This is a genomic window from Rhizobium sp. 01T437 (assembly GCF_056398505.1).
Map to the genome: position 1 here is coordinate 386,138 of NZ_JBFTPM010000004.1, position 18,613 is coordinate 404,750.

19 protein-coding genes are annotated in these 18,613 nt (G+C 60.4%); 8 read left to right on the forward strand and 11 right to left on the reverse strand.

Features of this window, described 5'->3' with window-relative positions; all coding sequences use genetic code 11:
* Window positions 1-8: 8 nt before the first annotated feature.
* The 3 genes from AC1DM5_RS10425 to AC1DM5_RS10435 all read right to left on the reverse strand — a co-directional run bounded on the left by AC1DM5_RS10425 (window position 9) and on the right by AC1DM5_RS10435 (window position 2,388).
* On the reverse strand, window positions 9-1,148 hold the full coding sequence (locus AC1DM5_RS10425) for an efflux RND transporter periplasmic adaptor subunit (RefSeq protein ID WP_477818122.1): 1,140 nt from the start codon (window positions 1,146-1,148) through the stop codon (window positions 9-11).
* Between the two features lie 50 nt (window positions 1,149-1,198).
* Window positions 1,199-1,807: a TetR/AcrR family transcriptional regulator gene (locus tag AC1DM5_RS10430; RefSeq protein ID WP_477818121.1), complete on the reverse strand. Its 609-nt coding sequence runs from the start codon at window positions 1,805-1,807 to the stop codon at window positions 1,199-1,201.
* A 149-nt stretch (window positions 1,808-1,956) separates the two neighbouring features.
* Window positions 1,957-2,388 carry an OsmC family protein gene (locus AC1DM5_RS10435; protein ID WP_113320446.1) on the reverse strand — a complete coding sequence of 144 codons (432 nt, stop codon included), beginning with the start codon at window positions 2,386-2,388 and terminating at the stop codon, window positions 1,957-1,959.
* Window positions 2,389-2,578: 190 nt separating this feature from the next.
* Here AC1DM5_RS10435 and AC1DM5_RS10440 point away from each other — a divergent pair, with 190 nt between their 5' ends.
* The 4 genes from AC1DM5_RS10440 (at window position 2,579) to AC1DM5_RS10455 (ending at window position 5,902) form a co-directional block, all read left to right on the forward strand.
* Window positions 2,579-3,319 carry a FadR/GntR family transcriptional regulator gene (locus AC1DM5_RS10440; protein ID WP_477818120.1) on the forward strand — a complete coding sequence of 247 codons (741 nt, stop codon included), beginning with the start codon at window positions 2,579-2,581 and terminating at the stop codon, window positions 3,317-3,319.
* Between the two features lie 86 nt (window positions 3,320-3,405).
* The gene (gene dgoD, locus AC1DM5_RS10445; protein ID WP_477818119.1) at window positions 3,406-4,554 is read left to right on the forward strand and encodes a galactonate dehydratase; all 1,149 of its coding nucleotides are present in this window, start codon (window positions 3,406-3,408) and stop codon (window positions 4,552-4,554) included.
* A gap of 94 nt (window positions 4,555-4,648) precedes the next feature.
* Entirely contained in the window at window positions 4,649-5,044 is a 396-nt protein-coding gene (locus AC1DM5_RS10450) for a DoxX family protein (RefSeq protein ID WP_477818118.1), read from the forward strand.
* A 78-nt stretch (window positions 5,045-5,122) separates the two neighbouring features.
* Window positions 5,123-5,902, forward strand: a complete 780-nt coding sequence (locus AC1DM5_RS10455) for an SDR family oxidoreductase (RefSeq protein ID WP_477818117.1) — start codon at window positions 5,123-5,125, stop codon at window positions 5,900-5,902.
* A 492-nt stretch (window positions 5,903-6,394) separates the two neighbouring features.
* Here AC1DM5_RS10455 and AC1DM5_RS10460 read toward each other — a convergent pair whose 3' ends face one another.
* Both AC1DM5_RS10460 and AC1DM5_RS10465 read right to left on the reverse strand, forming a co-directional pair.
* Window positions 6,395-7,612, reverse strand: coding sequence for an adenylate/guanylate cyclase domain-containing protein (locus AC1DM5_RS10460; RefSeq protein WP_477818116.1), 1,218 nt, complete (start codon window positions 7,610-7,612; stop codon window positions 6,395-6,397).
* Window positions 7,613-7,683: 71 nt separating this feature from the next.
* Window positions 7,684-8,706: a LacI family DNA-binding transcriptional regulator gene (locus tag AC1DM5_RS10465; RefSeq protein ID WP_477818115.1), complete on the reverse strand. Its 1,023-nt coding sequence runs from the start codon at window positions 8,704-8,706 to the stop codon at window positions 7,684-7,686.
* Window positions 8,707-8,814: 108 nt separating this feature from the next.
* Between AC1DM5_RS10465 and AC1DM5_RS10470 the strand changes: the two genes are divergently transcribed.
* The 3 genes from AC1DM5_RS10470 to AC1DM5_RS10480 all read left to right on the forward strand — a co-directional run bounded on the left by AC1DM5_RS10470 (window position 8,815) and on the right by AC1DM5_RS10480 (window position 11,972).
* Window positions 8,815-10,002: a phytanoyl-CoA dioxygenase family protein gene (locus tag AC1DM5_RS10470; protein WP_477818114.1), complete on the forward strand. Its 1,188-nt coding sequence runs from the start codon at window positions 8,815-8,817 to the stop codon at window positions 10,000-10,002.
* Between the two features lie 82 nt (window positions 10,003-10,084).
* Window positions 10,085-10,906, forward strand: coding sequence for an SDR family oxidoreductase (locus AC1DM5_RS10475; protein ID WP_477818113.1), 822 nt, complete (start codon window positions 10,085-10,087; stop codon window positions 10,904-10,906).
* Window positions 10,907-11,060: 154 nt separating this feature from the next.
* Window positions 11,061-11,972, forward strand: coding sequence for an SMP-30/gluconolactonase/LRE family protein (locus AC1DM5_RS10480; protein WP_477974955.1), 912 nt, complete (start codon window positions 11,061-11,063; stop codon window positions 11,970-11,972).
* A 2-nt stretch (window positions 11,973-11,974) separates the two neighbouring features.
* Here the strand turns inward: AC1DM5_RS10480 and AC1DM5_RS10485 are convergent, their stop codons facing one another.
* The 6 genes from AC1DM5_RS10485 to AC1DM5_RS10510 form a co-directional block, all read right to left on the reverse strand.
* Window positions 11,975-12,256 carry a MurR/RpiR family transcriptional regulator gene (locus AC1DM5_RS10485; RefSeq protein ID WP_477818111.1) on the reverse strand — a complete coding sequence of 94 codons (282 nt, stop codon included), beginning with the start codon at window positions 12,254-12,256 and terminating at the stop codon, window positions 11,975-11,977.
* A 70-nt stretch (window positions 12,257-12,326) separates the two neighbouring features.
* Window positions 12,327-13,076, reverse strand: a complete 750-nt coding sequence (locus AC1DM5_RS10490) for a ThuA domain-containing protein (RefSeq protein ID WP_477818110.1) — start codon at window positions 13,074-13,076, stop codon at window positions 12,327-12,329.
* Window positions 13,077-13,094: 18 nt separating this feature from the next.
* Window positions 13,095-14,177 (reverse strand): ABC transporter ATP-binding protein, encoded by a 1,083-nt coding sequence (locus AC1DM5_RS10495; protein WP_477818109.1) that lies wholly within the window; start codon window positions 14,175-14,177, stop codon window positions 13,095-13,097.
* Window positions 14,178-14,196: 19 nt separating this feature from the next.
* A complete protein-coding gene (locus AC1DM5_RS10500; RefSeq protein ID WP_477818108.1) occupies window positions 14,197-15,108 on the reverse strand; it encodes a carbohydrate ABC transporter permease in 912 nt (303 codons plus the stop codon).
* Window position 15,109: 1 nt separating this feature from the next.
* Complete coding sequence (locus AC1DM5_RS10505) at window positions 15,110-15,997, reverse strand: carbohydrate ABC transporter permease (protein ID WP_477818107.1); 888 nt, start codon at window positions 15,995-15,997, stop codon at window positions 15,110-15,112.
* A 105-nt stretch (window positions 15,998-16,102) separates the two neighbouring features.
* Window positions 16,103-17,395 carry an ABC transporter substrate-binding protein gene (locus AC1DM5_RS10510; RefSeq protein ID WP_477818106.1) on the reverse strand — a complete coding sequence of 431 codons (1,293 nt, stop codon included), beginning with the start codon at window positions 17,393-17,395 and terminating at the stop codon, window positions 16,103-16,105.
* A 203-nt stretch (window positions 17,396-17,598) separates the two neighbouring features.
* Between AC1DM5_RS10510 and AC1DM5_RS10515 the strand changes: the two genes are divergently transcribed.
* On the forward strand, window positions 17,599-18,603 hold the full coding sequence (locus AC1DM5_RS10515) for a Gfo/Idh/MocA family protein (RefSeq protein ID WP_477818105.1): 1,005 nt from the start codon (window positions 17,599-17,601) through the stop codon (window positions 18,601-18,603).
* Window positions 18,604-18,613 lie beyond the last annotated feature (10 nt).

An 18,613-nucleotide genomic window follows, 5' to 3' on the forward strand; every position in this document is an offset into this window, starting at 1 on the left:
TGAGCCGCTCAGCGAACGGCTGCGTCCGTTTCGGCGGCAGCCGATTGCTGATCGGGAAGCTTGACCTTCAGGTTTTCGCTCATGAATTGCGTGCCGGCGGCCACGACGAGATCGCCGCTATCGAGCCCCTTGGCGACACGAACACCGTCGCCGGTGAAATCGGCGACCTCGATGCCACGGGAGTGCACGGTCGCCGTTCCGCGATCGACGGTCCAGACGACCTTCTTGCCGTCCTTCTGCGCCAGTGCGCTGAGCGGGATGGAAACGTAGGTATCCATATTGCTGACATCGGCCTCGATCGTCGCCGTCATGCCGAGCAGCACACGCGGATCGTTCGGCAGGCTGACACGCACAGCGAAGGTGCGCGACTGTTGGTCAGCACTACCCGCGACCTCGCGAACGGTGCCGTCATGTACAAGCTTGTCATCGGACCAGAAGCTCGCCTTCACGATCTTGCCCGGCTTGAACTGGGCGATATCGTTTTCCGGCACCGCGATCTGCACTTCCTTCTCGCCATCGACGGCAACGGCAACGACCGGCGTGCCGGATCCCACGACCTGTCCGACATCGGCATTGATGGTGGTGACGATACCGCTATGGTCTGCCTTGAGTTCCGTATAACTCACCTGGTTCTTCGCCTGATCGAGCGCGGACACTGCGGCATCACGGCTCGAAATCGCCTGGTCATGGCTGAGCGAAGCCTGCTCGACCTGGGATTTCGGCGCGACATTCTTGTCGAAGAGCTGCTCGGCACGGCGGTTGACGAGATCGGCCGTCTCGACAGCCTTTTCGGCAGCGGCGAGATTGGCGTCGGCGGTCTTCACCGCAAGCTGATAGTCGGTCGAGTCGATCCGCGCGAGAACGTCACCCGGCTTCACCTGCTCGCCGATATCGACGAGACGCTCGGTGATCTTGCCGGCGACGCGGAAGCCAAGGTTCATTTCCGTGCGCGCCCTCACCGATCCGGAATAATCGAGCGTACGGGTATCGCCAGCCTTGGCGATTTCGACCACCTTGACCGGACGGATAACGTCCTTGACCTCTGCCTTTTCTTCCGTGCAGCCGGCGACGCCGAGCCCGACCGCGCCAAGGAGCGCGAGGCTCAGGACGGACGGCACGCGGTTGCTGAAGGTCTTGAGCGAAAACATCTTTCGCACTCCTGATCGTTTCGGGTTTTTCTTGACGGTCTTTGCCGCGCTTATTTTCTGAGTGCCCTGATCGCAAATTCGATCAATTCGTCCACGGTCGCCCGGTTTGTCTTGGCAAGACATTGGGCAACCATTTGCGGGTGGCAGAGATTGATGGTCGCCGCCCCGAAGCAGCGGGAGGCGACCTCGGGGTCCTGGTCGGCGAATTCACCGGCAGCGATGCCTTCGCGGATAACGTCGGCAATCAGTGCATGGATGGAGTCGATGTGCTTCTCGATGACATGCCAGTCGCGTTCGATCGCGACGATCACCATCTCATGTACCTTCTGCTGGTCGAGCATGGTGTCGAGCGTCAGCTGGTACTGGCTGCGCACGAACTGGCGCAGCCGGTCCGAAGCGCTGATCCTCTGATGGCAGATATTGGCTGCAAGCTCATAGCTCATCGCCAGCATGCGTCCGCAGATCGCCTGGTGGATCTCAACCTTGGAGGCGAAGAAACGGTAGATATTGGCAGGCGACATGCCGAGGTCGCGGGCCACATCCGCGACCGTCGTCTTGGAATAGCCGTAGTGGCGGAACAGCCGCTCGGCCGCATCCAGGATGCGGGTGATATTTTCCTGCCGTGTGACGTCCAGCGTGTTTTCCGCGATGTCATTCATGGTTTCGGCCTGATATTTTACGACTGACGAATTTTGATTTTCATCAGTCGTAAAATATCATCCTTCACTTGTCAATGATTTTGCGATGCAAACAAAAATGCCGCAGCCTGGGCAGGCTGCGGCATCGCAACGAAAACAGGTTTGAAAGATCAGACGAGCTTGACGTCGAGCGTGATCGGAACGGCAGAAAGTGCCTTGGAAACCGGGCAACCAGCCTTCGCCATGCCGGCAAGTTCTTCGAACTTCGCCTGGTCGGCGCCGGGAATGCTGCCCGATAGCGACAGGTGGATGGCGGTGATGGCAAAGCCGCCTTCGACGCTTTCCAGCGTCACCTTGGCGGAAGTTTCCATATGGTCGGCCTTGAGACCGGCTTCGCCGAGGATCAGCGACAGCGCCATGGTAAAGCAGCCTGCATGGGCAGCGCCTATAAGCTCTTCCGGGTTCGTGCCGGCGATGCCTTCGAAGCGGCTTGCGAAGCCGTAGGGATAATTGCTCAATGCGCCGCTCTGGGTCGAGATCTGCCCCTTTCCGTCCTTGAGACCACCCGACCACTGGGCCGAAGCTGTACGATTGATCTGCATGCCGTCCTCCTGTTTCGATTGATTTTCGAAGCGTTGCGCCGCTCCACCGCGAAGGACACTCTGCCCTTACGACCGGCAATATAGTCCTCTATCCGCGGAAGACGACACCAGATTGAATGCCAATCATCATACAAGAGCATTGTTTATGTATGATGATTGCTTTAAAAGACCGGTCACGAGGAGCCTTTCGATGCAGCCTGCAGCAAGACGCGACGAAAAGAGCTCGGCGCCCGAGCGCCGTCCGCGCGTTCGCCGTAATGTCACGGCGGCGATTGCTGAAGATATCTGCGCCAACCGCTATGCCGTCGGTACGCTGCTGCCGCGCGAAAACGATCTCTGCGAACTCCATGGCGTCAGCCGCACCGTCATCCGCGAATCCCTGAAGGTTCTGGAATCCAAGGGACTTGTGCGCGGCAAGCCACGCATCGGCACCACCGTCTGCGACAAGGATGAGTGGAATATCCTCGATCAGGATGTGCTGGAATGGATGGGACCGCATCTCGGCGATTTCGACTTGCTTGCCAGCATTCTCGAAGCTCGCCGCACCATCGAGCCGGCTGCCGCCGAATATGCTGCAAGCCGCGCGACCGCCCAGGAGATCGCCAATCTCGACGATGCCTGGCAGCGCATGCAATCGGCGAGCGACGATTCCGAAGCTTTTACCGAGGCGGATCTCCTCTTCCATACGGTGCTTCTCAAGGCGAGTCATAACCAGGTCTTCCATCGCCTCTCCAGCGCTATCCATGCTGCCCTGAAATTTGCGCTCCACGCCTCGAACCTCGCCATGCCTGATCACCGAGAGGCGCTTGCCCTGCATGGCAAGGTGGTCGAGGCACTGCGTCTGCGGGATGCGGCAGGCGCGCGCGATTGCGTCAACCGAATTCTCGACCTCGCCAAACGCGACCTGACCGCCGCCGGCCGAACGAGATAACGAAATGACGAAATAACAGAACTCAGAACAATATCGGCGGCTCGGCCGCTGATGGGAACACGAAGCGAAACGAAAGCACGACGTCCATGAAGATCACCAAACTGACCACCTACATCGTCCCACCGCGCTGGCTGTTTCTGAAAATCGAAACCGATGAGGGCATCGTCGGCTGGGGAGAGCCGGTCGTCGAAGGTCGTGCTCTAACCGTCGAGGCCGCCGTCCACGAGCTCGCCGATTATCTTGTTGGCAAGGACCCCTTCCTGATCGAAGACCACTGGACCGTCATGTATCGCGGCGGCTTCTACCGCGGCGGCGCCATCCATATGTCGGCAATCTCTGGCATCGACCAGGCGCTCTGGGACATCAAGGGCAAGGCACTCGGCCAGCCGATCCATTCGCTGCTCGGCGGCCAGGTGCGCGATCGCATCAAGGTCTACTCCTGGATCGGCGGCGACCGCCCCTCTGATGTCGCCCGCAACGCCAAGGATGTCGTCGCCCGCGGCTTTAAAGCCATCAAGCTCAACGGCTGCGAAGAGATGCAGATCGTCGATACCAACGAGAAGATCGACAAGGCGGTCGAGACCATCGCCACCATCCGCGAGGCGATCGGCCCGCATATCGGCATCGGCGTCGATTTCCACGGCCGCGTGCACAAGCCCATGGCCAAGGTGCTTGCCAAGGAACTCGAGCCCTACAAGCTGATGTTCATCGAGGAACCGGTTCTGTCCGAACACCGGGAGACGCTCAAGGAAATCGCCAACCATTGCTCGACGCCGATCGCGCTCGGCGAACGCCTCTACTCCCGCTGGGACTTCAAGTCGGTTCTCTCGGACGGCTATGTCGACATCATCCAGCCGGATCTGTCGCATGCCGGTGGCATCACCGAATGCCGCAAGATCGCTGCCATGGCTGAAGCCTATGACGTGGCAGTCGCCCCGCATTGCCCGCTCGGTCCGATCGCCCTTGCCGCCTGCCTGCAGCTCGATGCGGTCTCCTACAATGCCTTCATTCAGGAGCAGAGCCTCGGCATCCACTATAACAAGGGCAACGACATCCTTGATTACATCTCCAACAAGGAAGTCTTCCATTATGCCGACGGTTTCGTCTCCATTCCGCAGGGCCCCGGCCTCGGCGTCGAAGTGGACGAAGCCTATGTCATCGAGCGCGCCAAGGAAGGCCATCGCTGGCGCAACCCGATCTGGCGTCACGAAGATGGCAGCTTCGCCGAATGGTAAAAAGAAGGGCCGCGAAAGCGGTCCTTTTTCATTCCCCTTGTCGGATATCGGGCGCGTCGTCCGTCATAGTGGAAACTCAAAGAGGAGATTTCAAATGGCCAGAGCAGTCGCAATCATCATTGCCCGTATCATCTTCAGCTTCATCTTCTTCATGGCCGCCGGCTTCAAATTTGCTGATATCGGCGCGACGGCGGCCTATATCACTGCGGCAGGCTTTCCAGCGGCGACATTCTTCACCTGGATTGCCGCCTTCTTCGAGATCGCGCTGGCGCTCGCTTTTATCACAGGCGCCTTTTTCAGCGAGGCAAGCCTGCTTGCCGGCATCTACGTGATCTTCCTCGCCTTTTCCTTCCATGGCCCGTCGCATTGGCAGCAGAACCAGGCCGAATTCGGCTTTTTCGTCGATCACTTCACCTTCCTGGCCGGCCTGCTCTTCGCCGCTGTTCACGGACCGGAAAAGTGGGCGCTTCGCCATAGCCTCCTGAAATAGTCCTCAACGCCACACGCTCCGGAACCAAGAGCCGCCCCGATCATTGCCTTTTCCGGCAACAGCAAAGAGGAGCGGCTCATGGAATTGCAGGGGAAGATCGCATTGGTGACCGGCGCAGGCTCCGGCATCGGCAAGGCAACCGCACTGAAGCTCGCCGTCGAAGGTGCAAAGGTCGCGGTGTTGAGCCGCACCGAAAGCGAAGTGCAACAGACCTGCCAGGAGATCGTCGCCGGCGGCGGCCAGGCGATCGAATTGACTGCCGATACAAGCGATGAAACGCAGATGCGCGCCGCCATCGATAAGATGACCGAAAGCCTCGGCGGCATCGACATCGTCGTCGCCAATGCCGGCATCAACGGCGTCTGGGCGCCGATCGACGATCTCAAACCCGACGAATGGGATCAGACCATGGCCGTGAACCTGCGCGGCACCTATCTAACCCTGCATCTGACCGTGCCCTACCTGAAGATGAATGGCGGTGCGATCGTCGTCGTCTCCTCCATCAACGGCACGCGCACCTTCACGACGCCAGGCGCCACGGCCTATACCGCCACCAAGGCCGGCCAGGTCGCCATGGTGCAGCAACTGGCGCTGGAGCTCGGCAAACACGGCATCCGCGTCAACGCCGTCTGCCCCGGCGCGATCGACACCAGCATTTCCGCCAACACCACCTCGCGCCATCGCGAGGAAACCGAGGTACCCGTGATCTGGCCGGAAGGCGAAATCCCGATCACCGGCGGCAAGGCCGGCTCGAGCGAGGATGTCGCCGAAACGATCCTCTTCCTCGCCTCCGAGCGAGCCAGGCATATCACGGGTACGCCCGTCTGGATCGACGGCGGACAGGGATTGCTGCGTTAAACGAGGTCAATTCAGGTCGTCAGCTGTTCTTCGGGCGGCTGGATCATCGGTTGTGTGCATAGGCTGCAGAGACTGCATAGGCATTTTTGGACGTACGTGGGAAAATGTCAGTCATTCACATGACAGATATATAATCCGACATTTCCTAGAAAGCGTGGGGAAGTGCCTATGCAGCCCCGGCAGCCTATGCAGGCACTGAAGCCTCGCAGATCTTGCCGAAGCTTGAAGCCTGTCGCGCGAAAATGCGAAACGATCCGCAACGGATCCGGTCCATCGCTCGGGCCATGAATTCGAGTCGCCTATGCCTCCGGCCGACCGAATCATCGGCAGTGCGCATAGGATGCATAGCTTGCATAGGTTTTTTCCTACCTACGCGGAGAAATGTCAGACATTCACATGACAAGGAATCTGACATTTCCTAGAAAGCGTCGGAAAGTGCCCCTGCATCCTATGCATCCTATGCAGGCACTGAGCGCTGATGGATCTTGCTGGTCAGCCGTTCAGCCGCGCGCTTTCCAGCGTATACAGCAACTGCGGGCGCTTGACGCCGCGTAGCGCATAGCGGCCGATACAGGCGAGAACATTGCGCTCCGCCTCGGGGATCGCCGCTTCGAAATCCGACGACATCAGCACGTTGAGATCGACCGACCGGCAGATAGAGGCGATACGGCTCACCTCGTTGACGGCCGGGCCGATGACCGTGAAATCAAGGCGGTCCTGGCTGCCGATATTGCCGTAGAAGACATCGCCGATATGCAGGCCGATATAGACATCCGTCGTTGGCCGGCGGTCCACCTCGCGTGCCGCGTTCAGCGCTGCAAGCTTCTGCCGCAGCAGACGCTCGGCCTGCAGGGCCGCGGCACAGCTTTCCGAGGGATGCTCGCCCTTGAAGATGGCGAGCACACCATCGCCGATCAGCTTCAGCACATTGCCGCCGGCCTCATGGATCGCGGTGATCGCCACCTCGCTATATTCGTTGAGCAGCGGGATGATCTCTTCCGGGGCGGAATTGTCTGAGATCTTCGTGTAGTTCAGAAGATCGGAAAACCAGAGTGCGGCCGAGATCCGCTCGGATTTACCACGCGAGATCTTGCCGTCCATCACCTGGCGCGCGGCATCCTCGCCGAGATAGACTTCCGCGATGGTGCGGGCGATGCGGGCGAGCGCCACGCATTTGATCGCGAGCCCCAGCACAGGAACCAGTTTGCGCAGAATGACAAGGTCCTGATCCGAGAACCCTTCTGGATGTTTGGTCGAGAAATGCGAGAAGAAGCAATCCATCTCGCCAATCGTGCCGGCCGGCGCGAAACGGTGCGCCATGGCGACATAATCGGTATGGCCCGATGCACGGATCTGCTCCAGCATGATGAAATCGATCGGATCGCCAAAACCGATCCTGCGCCGCACCTCTTTGGTGCCTGTTGTCCAGAGATGATAGAAAGCCGAACGGCGCCAGGTATCGAGGCCCTGCCCTTCGCTCGAAGGGCCATATTCGAATTCGCCCTCGAAGTCCTCTGTACTGTCCCAGCGAAAGGCCCGGCCTTCATGGACGGGATGAAGCGTATCCATCAGCGCCATGGCACGATCAAGCCGCATGCCAGCCTTGCGGCAGGCCTGGCAAAAACCGATCAGCAGCTCGGCTTCAGACACGCCATTCAGGCCCTGTTCCGTCACCCAGGCTGCAATTGTACTGACGTCGCTATAGTCCATGCGCGCTCCTCGCCACCCTCAAGCTGTAGCGTGAATCTGCTGCGGATGGAAAGACAATCAACCAGAACGGATCATTGCAGAACCGGCATATTGTAGGGCGTAACGATTTCGACGGCCGAAAACGCCGCCGGCGGCGTCCGGCTGGCAGGGATCGTGCGGGCCATGATGGCGCGAAAGGCCGAACGCGCATCGGTTCTGAGATCGTGATGCAGCACGAAATCGATCCGCCGCTCGGCAAGCAGCGCCCGGTTATCGGCATCGAGATCATGCGCCACGAAAACCGAGACCGGCCGCCCCGCCGCCTCGAAGGCCGCAAGCACGGCGCGATTGCCGCCGCCGACCGAATAGACGGCATTGATGGCAGGATCGCCGGCAAGTGCTGTGGCAGCGAGCGTACCTGTCGCGGCATCGGTGCCGTGCCCTTCGCTGACTTCGATAATACCGATCGAAGGATAATGCGCGCGGATCACCCGGCGAAAGCCGATCTCCCGCTCTTCCTCACCCCGGAAACGACCGCTCGACAGCGTCACCAAAACCTTGCCCCCAGAAGGTCCGAGCAGCCGGCCGATGAGATAGGCAGCCGTCTCGCCTGCCGCCCGGTTATCGGCCCCAGCATAGGCGAAACGCGCCGAATTCGGTAGGTCGGTAACAAGCGTAACGACCGGAATGGACGCCGCCTCCAGCCGTGCGACGGCAGCGACAACATCAGGCACATCGGGCGCTTTCAGCACTATGCCATGCGTGCCGCGCAGTCGGATACGGTCGAGAAGTTGCACAAGCTCGGCTGCCCGCATCACCTCGGCGAAATGGAAGCGGCAGCGGAAGACGGTCGGCAGGAAAGTCGCAACCTCCGCTTCAAATGCCGCCCGCACCGCATCGCTGAACCGCTCCGGCGTCTCCATGACGATATCGACCGCAAGCTTGCGGCCGGCCACATCGGCACCCGCCTGCTTTTCGAGTTCGACCATCGCCGCCCGCACTCGCATCTCTGTCTGCCGCCGCACGCCGGGGCGACCATTCAGCACCCGATCGACGGTCGCGGTGCTGACGCCAGCCTGGAAAGCAATGTCCTTGACGAGAAAGGGATGGGCCATAGCCGTCTTTATACCCTTGGCATTATGATGGATTTTTGATGGATTCCTGATCTATATCAGGATCACCGGCGGCGTATAGTCCATCCATCGGAAATGGAGGATCACCCGATGAAAACCGACGACCAGCAAAAACTGCGCGCCGACCGCGTCTGGCTGACCGAAGACGCCTGCGATCTCGACGATTTCCGCGCGCTTGCCGAAAAGACCACGGCCCTCGCCGATTATCCCTCGGCCGCAGCCGTCGAGAAAAACGTGCTGATCTATGACAGCCGCACGGTGATCGAGGCGGCATCGACGCCGGAAGGCCGCCGCGCCATTCTCGCCGAAATCTCGGAAGCCTTCGGCATCGGCCCCGGCGTGGTCGTCTTCAAGCACGCCTATGAAGACACCGGCATCATCGACCGTGCGAGCGTAATCTTCGACGAAATCATCGAGGAGCAGCACCGCACCTCGACCGGCGGCGGCGACCATTTCGCCAAGCCCGGCGCCAATGACCGCATCTGGAACTCGCTGGAAAAACACTGCCTGGCCGATCCGGAAAATTTCGCCCGCTACTACGGCAATGCCATCGTGGCACTGGCAAGCGAGGCATGGCTCGGGGCCTACTACCAGATGACGACGCAGGTCAACCGAGTGAACCCCGGCGGCGCGGCGCAATCGGCCCACCGCGACTATCACCTCGGCTTCCAGTCCTCCAAGGTGATCGAGCAATTCCCGGCCCACGTTCACCGCCTCTCGCCGGTGCTGACCCTGCAGGGGGCGGTTGCTCATTGCGACATGCCGCTCGAAAGCGGCCCGACGCTTTTCCTGCCGCACAGCCAGACCTATGAGCCGGGGTACCTCGCCCTCAAGCGCCAGGAATTCAAGGATTACTTCGACCAGAACCATATCCAGCTGCCGCTGGAAAAGGGCGATGTCGTCTTCTTCAATCCCGCCCTCTTCCACGCCGCCGGCACCAACCGCTCGAAGGATATCAAGCGTGTGGCGAACCTGCTGCAGGTCTCCTCGGCTTTCGGCCGGGCGATGGAAACCGTCAATCGCGAGCGCATGAGCGCAAAACTCTTCCCCGCCCTCAAGGCGTTGAAAGCCAAGCTTTCGGCAGGCGAGATCGCCAATGCCGTCGCGTCCTGCGCGGAGGGTTATTCCTTTCCGACCAATCTCGATCGCGACCCGCCACTCGGCGGCCTCGCGCCGAAGACACAGGCCCAGCTGATGCACGAGGCGCTCGCCGAAAACTGGAGCGACCACACATTCACCAAGGCACTTGCCGAACAGGCAGCCAGGAAGCTGAGCTGACACTGCCATCACAACACCATCATCCCAGAGCCCCTTACCGCCGGTAAGGGGCCATTCGCATATCATCAGGAGGAAAAGACACATGAGCACGGATTACGCCCGCCTCGACGGCAAGATCGCCATCGTCACCGGCGGCACACAGGGCCTCGGGGCCACCATCGCCCGCCTCTTTGCCGAACGCGGCGCCAAGGGCATCGTCATCTGCGGCCGCAACGAAGCCAAGGGCAAGGCGAAAGCCGAGGAGATTTCGTCAAAGACGGGCGCGAAGGCAGTCTACGTCAAGGCCGATCTCGGCAAGGTCGAGGATGCGCAAAATGTCGTCCATGTCTGCGATCAGACCTTCGGCCGCGTCGACGCGCTGGTCAATGCCGCTGCCATCACCGACCGCGGGACGATCCTCGATACCAGCCCCGAACTCTTCGACGCCATGTTTGCCATCAATGTCCGCGCGCCCTTCTTCCTGATGCAGGAAACAGTAAAAGTCATGCGCCGCGAGAAGATCGAAGGCACCATCGTCAATATCGGCTCCATGTCCGCCAAGGCCGGCCAGCCCTTCATCGCCGCCTATTGCGCCTCCAAGGGTGCGCTGGAAACGCTGACCAAGAACACCGCCTATGCGCTGTTGCGCAATCGCATTCGCGTCAATGGCCTCAACATCGGCTGGATGGCGTCCGAGGGCGAGGACCGCATCCAGAGAGAGTTTCACAAGGCTTCGGATGACTGGCTCGCCAAGGCCGCCGTAAGTCAGCCTTTCGGCCGGCTTGTCGACCCGGAAGAAGTGGCTCGGGCCTGCGCCTATCTCTCGTCAGCCGAATCCGGCCTCATGACCGGCTCCGTCATCTGCTTCGATCAGTCGATCTGGGGCGCCTATGACGGTTCGCCGCATCCTGTTGCCGCGCTTTGAAAATTCACGAGCAATTCCAGCAAAACTGTGCAGCGGCTTTGCGTTCGGAGTTGCGTAAAAACACCCATAGCCCGACGCTTTCTGCCGTCGGGCTATGGCAGATTCAATCGTTTGCCGCTACGAAGATGCAATATCGATCTGGGAGGAATCGGGCATGGCTGGCAGCGAGCTTTATGACGTCAGAGACGAGCGCTTCGGGGCGCTGATCGCCGGTAGCGCGGTACTGGAAGAACTGTACAGAGGCTGCCGCTGGGCCGAGGGACCGGTCTGGTTTTCCGATCTGAACTGCCTGATCTGGAGCGATATTCCGAACGAGCGCRTGATGCGCTGGGTGCCGGATGGAACAGTCTCTGTCTTCCGCTCGCCTTCTAACTACGTCAACGGCAATACCCGTGACCGGCAGGGCCGTCTCGTTTCCTGCGAGCACGGCGGACGCCGTGTGACCCGCACGGAGCCTGATGGACGCATTACCGTTCTCGCCGACAGCTATAACGGCAAGCGGCTGAATTCGCCGAACGACGTCGTGGTCAAATCCGACGGGTCGATCTGGTTCACAGATCCAAGCTACGGCATCATGTCGGATTACGAAGGCCACAAATCCCCGGAAGAGCAGGAAAGCCGCAACGTCTACCGCATCGACGCCGCAACCGGCGAGATCGAAGCCGTCGTGACCGATTTCATCCAGCCGAACGGCCTTGCCTTCTCGCCGGACGAACGCCAACTCTTCATCGCCGATTCCGGCTCCTCCAATCATGAAGTCCCGCGCCATATCCGCGTCTTCGATGTCGTGGATAGCCGCAAGCTGACGAACAGCCGCTATTTCTGCTCCATCGACAGCGGCGTGCCGGATGGTTTCCGTTTTGACGTCTCGGGAAATCTCTGGACGAGCGCGGCCGATGGCGTGCACTGCTTTGCGCCAGATGGAACCCTGATCGGCAAGATCAAGGTGCCGCAGACCGTCTCCAACATCACCTTCGGCGGCCCGAAGAAGAACCGCCTCTTCATTACCGCAACGCAATCGCTCTACTCGATCTATACGACGACGAACGGCGCGCAGTACCCGTAAGCCTATCCCTTGCGGGCGGCAGCCCTGAGACCCTGCTGGAAAACCTGCTTCATCTCGGCAAAACCGTCAAAGCCGAGATGACGCGCGAAGCGGATGACGCTGGTCTGCGACACATTGCAGCGCTCGGCAATCTTCTGGCTGCTTTCGAAGGCGAAGACATCGGGCCGCTCGGCGGCGAGCCGTGCCAGCGCATCGAGCCGCTGCGGCAGATCGCGATGGATGGAAACCCAGAATGCCTTGCTGAAAAAGGCATCTCCATCCGCCCTCATCGAAACAGTCTGCATTTCTGCCTCCATCGTTTACCCCTCGCGGAGGCCGAAGCCATCATGACCCCAGCCCCCGCGGAGGAACTGTTTAAGCCTTCACCTTGCCCGGCCGGCCATGCAGCGGCTCCTTGCGGTGCCAGTTTTCGAGGATGCGTCCGTCCGTATGCTTCTGCTGTGCCCAGCGGATGCCGTTCGAGATGACCTTGTGCACGGTCTTGTCGTGATAGATTGGATAGGTCTCATGGCCGGGGCTGAAGAAGAAGATGCGCCCGCGACCGCGCTGGAAGGTGCAGCCGCTGCGGAACACCTCGCCGCCGGAATACCAGGAGATGAAGACCAACTCGTCCGGCTGCGGAATATCGAAGGGCTCGCCATACATTTCCGAGGCGTTGATCTCGAAATAGGGCGGCAGGCCTTCGGCAATCGGATGCGAGGGATTGACCACCCACACACGCTCGAGGTCGCCTTCCGGCGTTTCGCGCCAGGAGAGGTTGGCATTGGTGCCCATCAGCCGGCGGAAGAGCTTGGAGTGGTGGCCGGAATGCAGCACCAGCAGGCCCATGCCTTTCAACACCCGCTGCTGTACACGGTCGATCAGCCCGTCGCTGACCTCTTCGTGCGCCATATGCCCCCACCACAGCAGCACGTCGGTATCGTTGAGCACCGAATCCGGCAGGCCTTCATCCGGATCGTCGAGCGTGCCGCGGCGGATCTCGAAATCGGGATGGGCGATACCGGCGGCGATCGCGCCGTCGATACGGTCGGGATAGATATCCTGAACTTCCTTATGGACCTGCTCGTGGCGTCCTTCGTTCCAGATCGTGACCTTGATTGTCATGTCATTCCTCAATGTGTTTCAAGCAGTTGCCGAACGGATAACCCGGCCGGCGGAATCGAACAGATGGCAGCCGGCGCGCTCCGCCGTCAGCGACACGCGATCGCCGGGACGGATGGTCATGTCGCCTTCTGTGCGCACGACGATCGGCTGCTGCTGCGAACCGACCGTCAGATAGGTCTCGACGCCGAGCCGCTCGACGATGACGACCTCGGCCGAAAAATCGCCCTGCCCTTGCTGTGCGAGCTTCAGATGCTCCGGCCGGATGCCGAGCTTCGCCTCGCCCTGCGGCACGGAACCGTTGGCATCGGAGAGATCGATGGCGAGGCCGAGCGGGCTTTCCAGATGCACCTTGCCGGCATCCCGGCGCGTCGCCGTCATCGGCAGCACATTCATTTTCGGCGAGCCGATAAAGGTCGCGACGAACTCGTTTTCCGGCTGGTGATACAGCTCCATCGGCGCGCCCTGCTGGGCGACGACGCCCTTGTTGAGCACCACGATGCGGTCGGCCATCGTCATCGCCTCGACCTGATCGTGCGTGACATAGACGACGGTTGCCTTCAGCTCGCGATGCAGGCGCTGCAGCTCGGCGCGCATCTGCACGCGCAGCGCCGAATCGAGGTTCGACAGCGGCTCGTCAAACAGGATCAGCGACGGCTTCTTGATGATGGCGCGGCCGATCGCCACGCGCTGACGCTGGCCGCCGGAAAGCGCTCCCGGCTTGCGACCGAGGTAGTCCGTCAGCTGTAAAATCTCGGCGACGCCTTCCACCTGCTTCTTGATATCCGCTTCCGGCACCTTCTTAAGGCTGAGCGAAAAGCCGATATTCTCCGCGACCGTCATATGCGGATAAAGCGCATAGGACTGGAACACCATGGCGATGCCGCGTTTATCCGGCGGCACGTCGTTGATGCGCTGGCCGTTCAGCACCAGATCACCCTCGTCGATGCCTTCGAGGCCGGCGATCATGCGCAGGAGCGTGGACTTGCCGCAGCCGGAGGGGCCGACGAACACGGCGAATTCGCCGTCTTCCACCGTGATGTCGACGCCCTTGATGACTTCCAGCGCGCCGTAGAATTTGCGAACGTTTCTGAGATTGATCATTCGTTTCTCTTTCTTGATCTCAGCCCTTCACACCGCCCGAGAAGGTCTGGACGAGGAAGCGCCGCGCAAAGCCGAAGGCGACGACGGCAGGCAGCAGGTAAATGAAGGCGAGAGCCGTCAGCAGGCCGTAATCGATCTCGTTGATGCGCAGGAAGGCGCGGAAGAGACCGAGCGGCAGCGTCTGCAACTCCGGCGACGACAGGAAGATCAGCGGCAGCAGGAAATCGCCCCAGGCCGACATGAAGGCAAAGAGGCCGGCAGCCGCAAGCCCCGGCATAGCAAGCGGGATCAGCACGCGGCGGATGCGTTGCATCATCGTCGCCCCGTCCATGACGGCCGCTTCCTCATAGTCGCGCGGCAAGCCGTCGAAGAAGGTCTTCATGATCCAGAGCCCCAGCGGCAACTGCATGGTCGCAAGCACCAGCATGATACCGAGATAGCCGTCGATGAAGCCCGTCCAGCGCATGATGTCGCGGGCATAGCTGCCGAAGATAGGCCGCAGGATTGCAGCTTCCGCATTGTTGAGCGTCAGCAAAAACTTGTAGAGCGGCACGACGAGTGCAGTAGGCGGCAACACGCGGATCAAAAGGATCGCGTAGAGGAAAGGCAGCTTCCACCAGGCCCGCGTGCGCGACAGCGCATAGCCGCCGAGCCCCGCCAGAACCATGACGATAAGGGTCGCGCCGCCGACAACGAAGAGCGAGTTGAACAGCCATTTCGCCCCGTCCTCCTTGGTGAAGACCCGCACATAGTTTGCGAACGTCCACTGCTCCGGCCAGCGCAGGAAGAGCTGTGCATTACCGTCGAAGGAGGCAAGCAGCACCCAGAAGAAGGGCACGGCGCAGAAGATCGAGATGATCGACAACGTCACATAGGCAAGCAGGTCGGAGCGGGTCTTGTTGGCCCCTTCGCTCGGGGAAATAACGGCCATGTCAGACCTCCACTTTCATGGCGCGCACATAGCCGATGCCGAGGATCAGCGAGATGAGGAGCGCGACGACCGCGACCGCAGCGCCGTAACCGAGCTGGAAGGCCGTAAACGACTGGTTATAGATGTAGATGCTGACGACCTCCGTCGCTCCGCCAGGCCCACCGCGCGTCAGCGCATAGACGAGACCGAAGACAGCGATTGTGGAGACGGCCGAGATCAGCATGTAGAGCAGGATCGTCGGCATCATCAGCGGCAGGGTGATGCGGCGGAACATCTGCGAGGGTGTCGCGCCATCCATGCGCGCCGCTTCGTAGATCTCCGAGGGAATAGTGCTGAGGCCGGCCGTCAGCAGGATCATCGCTGTCGCGATGCCGCGCCAGGTATTGACGATGATGATCATCGACAGCGGGAAAGCATTCAGCCAGTCGGCAGGATCAATGCCGAAGAAGGCGACGATGCGCGACAGCGTGGCATGCTCGCCGCCAGCCAGCATCGAGATCCACATAAAGCCGGCAACGACCTCAGGTGCCGCGTTCGGCAGCAGGATAATTGAGGAGAAAAACTGCCGGAACCGAATCGGCCGGCGCAAGGCCATCGCCGAAATCAGCCCGAGCACGAACTGCCCGATGACGGCCGAACCCATGACGAAGACGAAGGTGACAAACAGCGAATTCCAGAACTTCGCATCGTTGAGGAGCCGCGTGTAATTGCGGATACCGACGAAACGCGGCCGCAGCGCCGCAGCACCCGTCAGTGCCTCGTTGGTGAAGCTCAGATAGACGGAATAGAGGGCGGGATAGATCACAAAGGCCAGAAGCAGGATCAGCGACGGCAGCAGAACCAGCAGGAGTTGGCGCTCGGTTCGCTTTTCATGAGAGTTTCGGGCCATTGAAGCTCACAACCTTATCGAATGAATCCGGCTTATCGAATGAAAGCGGGAAGACGCGGCGCTAATGCCGCGTCCCCGTCTTGGGCGGGAAAAGAAGGCCGTGGCTTACTTGACCATGTCGTCGCCGAGCGTTTCCTTGACGTAGTCGACAAGGATCTTCTGGGCGCCGGCTGCATCTGTTTCCTTGCGCAGCAGGGCTTCGGTGGCGCGCGCCACACCCTCGGCAACCGTGCCGAAGCCGGAAGCCTGCTTCAGGAAGACGCCGTTTCCGGCAGCAGCATGGATCGGAACCAGTTCCGTCAGCTTCTGGAATTCAGGATCCTTGGCAGCATCCTTGCTGGCCGGAATGTTGCCGATGCGCGCGGCATAGGAAACCTGCGTTTCGACCGAGCCGATTTCCATCAGCGCCTTCTTGGCAAGTTCCACATTGGCCGACTTGGAGTTGACAGCCCACGGAGCAGCGAGATTGGCAAGCACATACTGGCCGCCGCTCTGGCCCGGAACCGTCCAGGTGCCGACGATCTTGGTCACGTCAGGGATCGGGTTCTTGCTCTCGCGACCCCAGTCGAAGATGTAGCACCAGGAGCCGCAGGTGGTGGCGGCAAGCTTGCCGGCCGGGAACATCTCGTACTTCGGCACGACCCAGGGCTCCGGTCCGAGCAGCGGCTGTACCGGCATCAGATCCTTGTCGATCAGCGTCTTGTAGACGTTGAAGACATCCTTCACGCCTTCGCCATTCAGATCGAGCTTGCCGTCGGCATCGACCAACTGCGGCGTCTTGGAGCCGACGAGCAGGTGCTGGAAGCCTTCGTCGAAGGCGCCGCTGCCCCAGGAAACGCCGGCCGGGAAGAGCAGGCCGTAAGAACCGGTCTTCTGCTTGACCTCGGCGGCGCGGTCGAGGAGTTCCTGCCAGGTCTTCGGCTGCTCGGTGGAAATGCCGGCCTTTTCGAGAACGTCCTTGCGGAAATAGATTTCCTGGATGCCGAGCATGAACGGCATCACATAGGTTTCACCGTCAGGGCTGACGGCGAGCTGCTTGGCGACGTCGTAGAAATTGGCATAGCCGTCCCAGGCCTTGAACTCGGCGGTAACGGGCGCGAGGTAACCGGCTTCCACCATGTCGGCAACGGCAGCCGTCGTCGGGATAGAGAAGAGGTCGGGCGCATTGCCGGCACCGAGCTCGGTCAGAAGCTTGGTGAGATAGTCCTTGTCCGGCGCCGGATATTCGACGACCTCGACCGTCACGCCGTATTTTTTCTCGATCCGCTCGACGGTCGACTTCATGGCGTCGATGCCGGCCTGACCGTGATTGGCAATGCGAATTGTTTCAGCATGAGCCAGCGTCGAAACCGCGCTGAGCAGGATGGCGCACAAGCCACCGATAACCGTCTTCTTCAACGGAAGTCCTCCCTTTAATTAGAGCCACGGCGCCCTCCAGCACCGGTGAGGAAAATGTACACGCATTCTGAATGCTGACAAGATGATTTTTAAATCGCTGACCGGCATAAAACTATATAGTTGATTTTGCTGCTTTATTTATGGCTTGCATCAAATGTATCGTTTGTGTAATCGTTTGCACAACGATATCAGGGAGGATTTCGATGTCTCAGAAATTGCGCCTCGGCGTCATCGGCGCCGGCTTGAAAGCGGCTGAATATGCAGAGAGCTGGGCAAGGATGCCGGAAATTGAATTCGTGGCGCTTGCCGACACTAGCGAAACCTCCCGCAAGCGCCTGATTGACGTCTGCACGGCGGCCGGTGCGCCGGAGCCGAAGGGCTTCGCCGATTACCGGGATCTGCTCACAAAATGCCGCGACGAACTCGACATCATCTATATCTCCACCCCTCACGCTTCTCATGCCGAGCAGGCGACGGCCGTCGCCGAAGCCGGCCTCGACCTCTTCCTCGAAAAGCCGATGGTGACCACCGTTGCCGAGGCACAAACGCTGATCGCGGCACAGAAGAAGAGCGGCGTCACCATCGTCACCGCCTTCCAGGGCGGCCTCTCGCCGCTCGTGCTCGACACCCGCAAACGCGCGCTGTCGGGTGAATTCGGCGACCTCATCGCCATCTCAGGCATGATCTGGGAAAGCTGGTCTTCGAACTATGAGGGCCACTGGAAGCAGCAGCCTGAAATCTCCGGCGGCGGCTTCATGTTCGATACCGGCGCGCACATGATGAACACCGTCTGCCTGCTTGCCAATTCCGATTTCGACAGCGTTTCCGCCTATATGAACAACCACGGAAAGAAGGTGGATATTGCCACCGCTGTCTCCGCCCGCCTGAAGAATGGCGCGCTCGCGACGCTGACAGCCGCCGGCGAAGGCCCTCCCGGCTGCGCCTCCTACATCACCTTCTTTTATTCGAAGGCGATCGTGCGCATCGACGCCTGGGGCGGCTGGCGCGAAATCAGCGTCGGACGCACCAGCGAACCGCGCGAGGAAGCCGAGATTCTCGGCAATCCGATGAAGAATTTCCTCGCCATCCGTGCCGGAACGATGGAAAACTCCGGCTCCGTTGAAATGGGTCTCAGATTCGCTAGGCTCTGGGATGCAATCAAGGAATCGGCAGCAGCCGACGGCACCCCCGTCAGGATTGCCGGATAGGCGCAAAAAT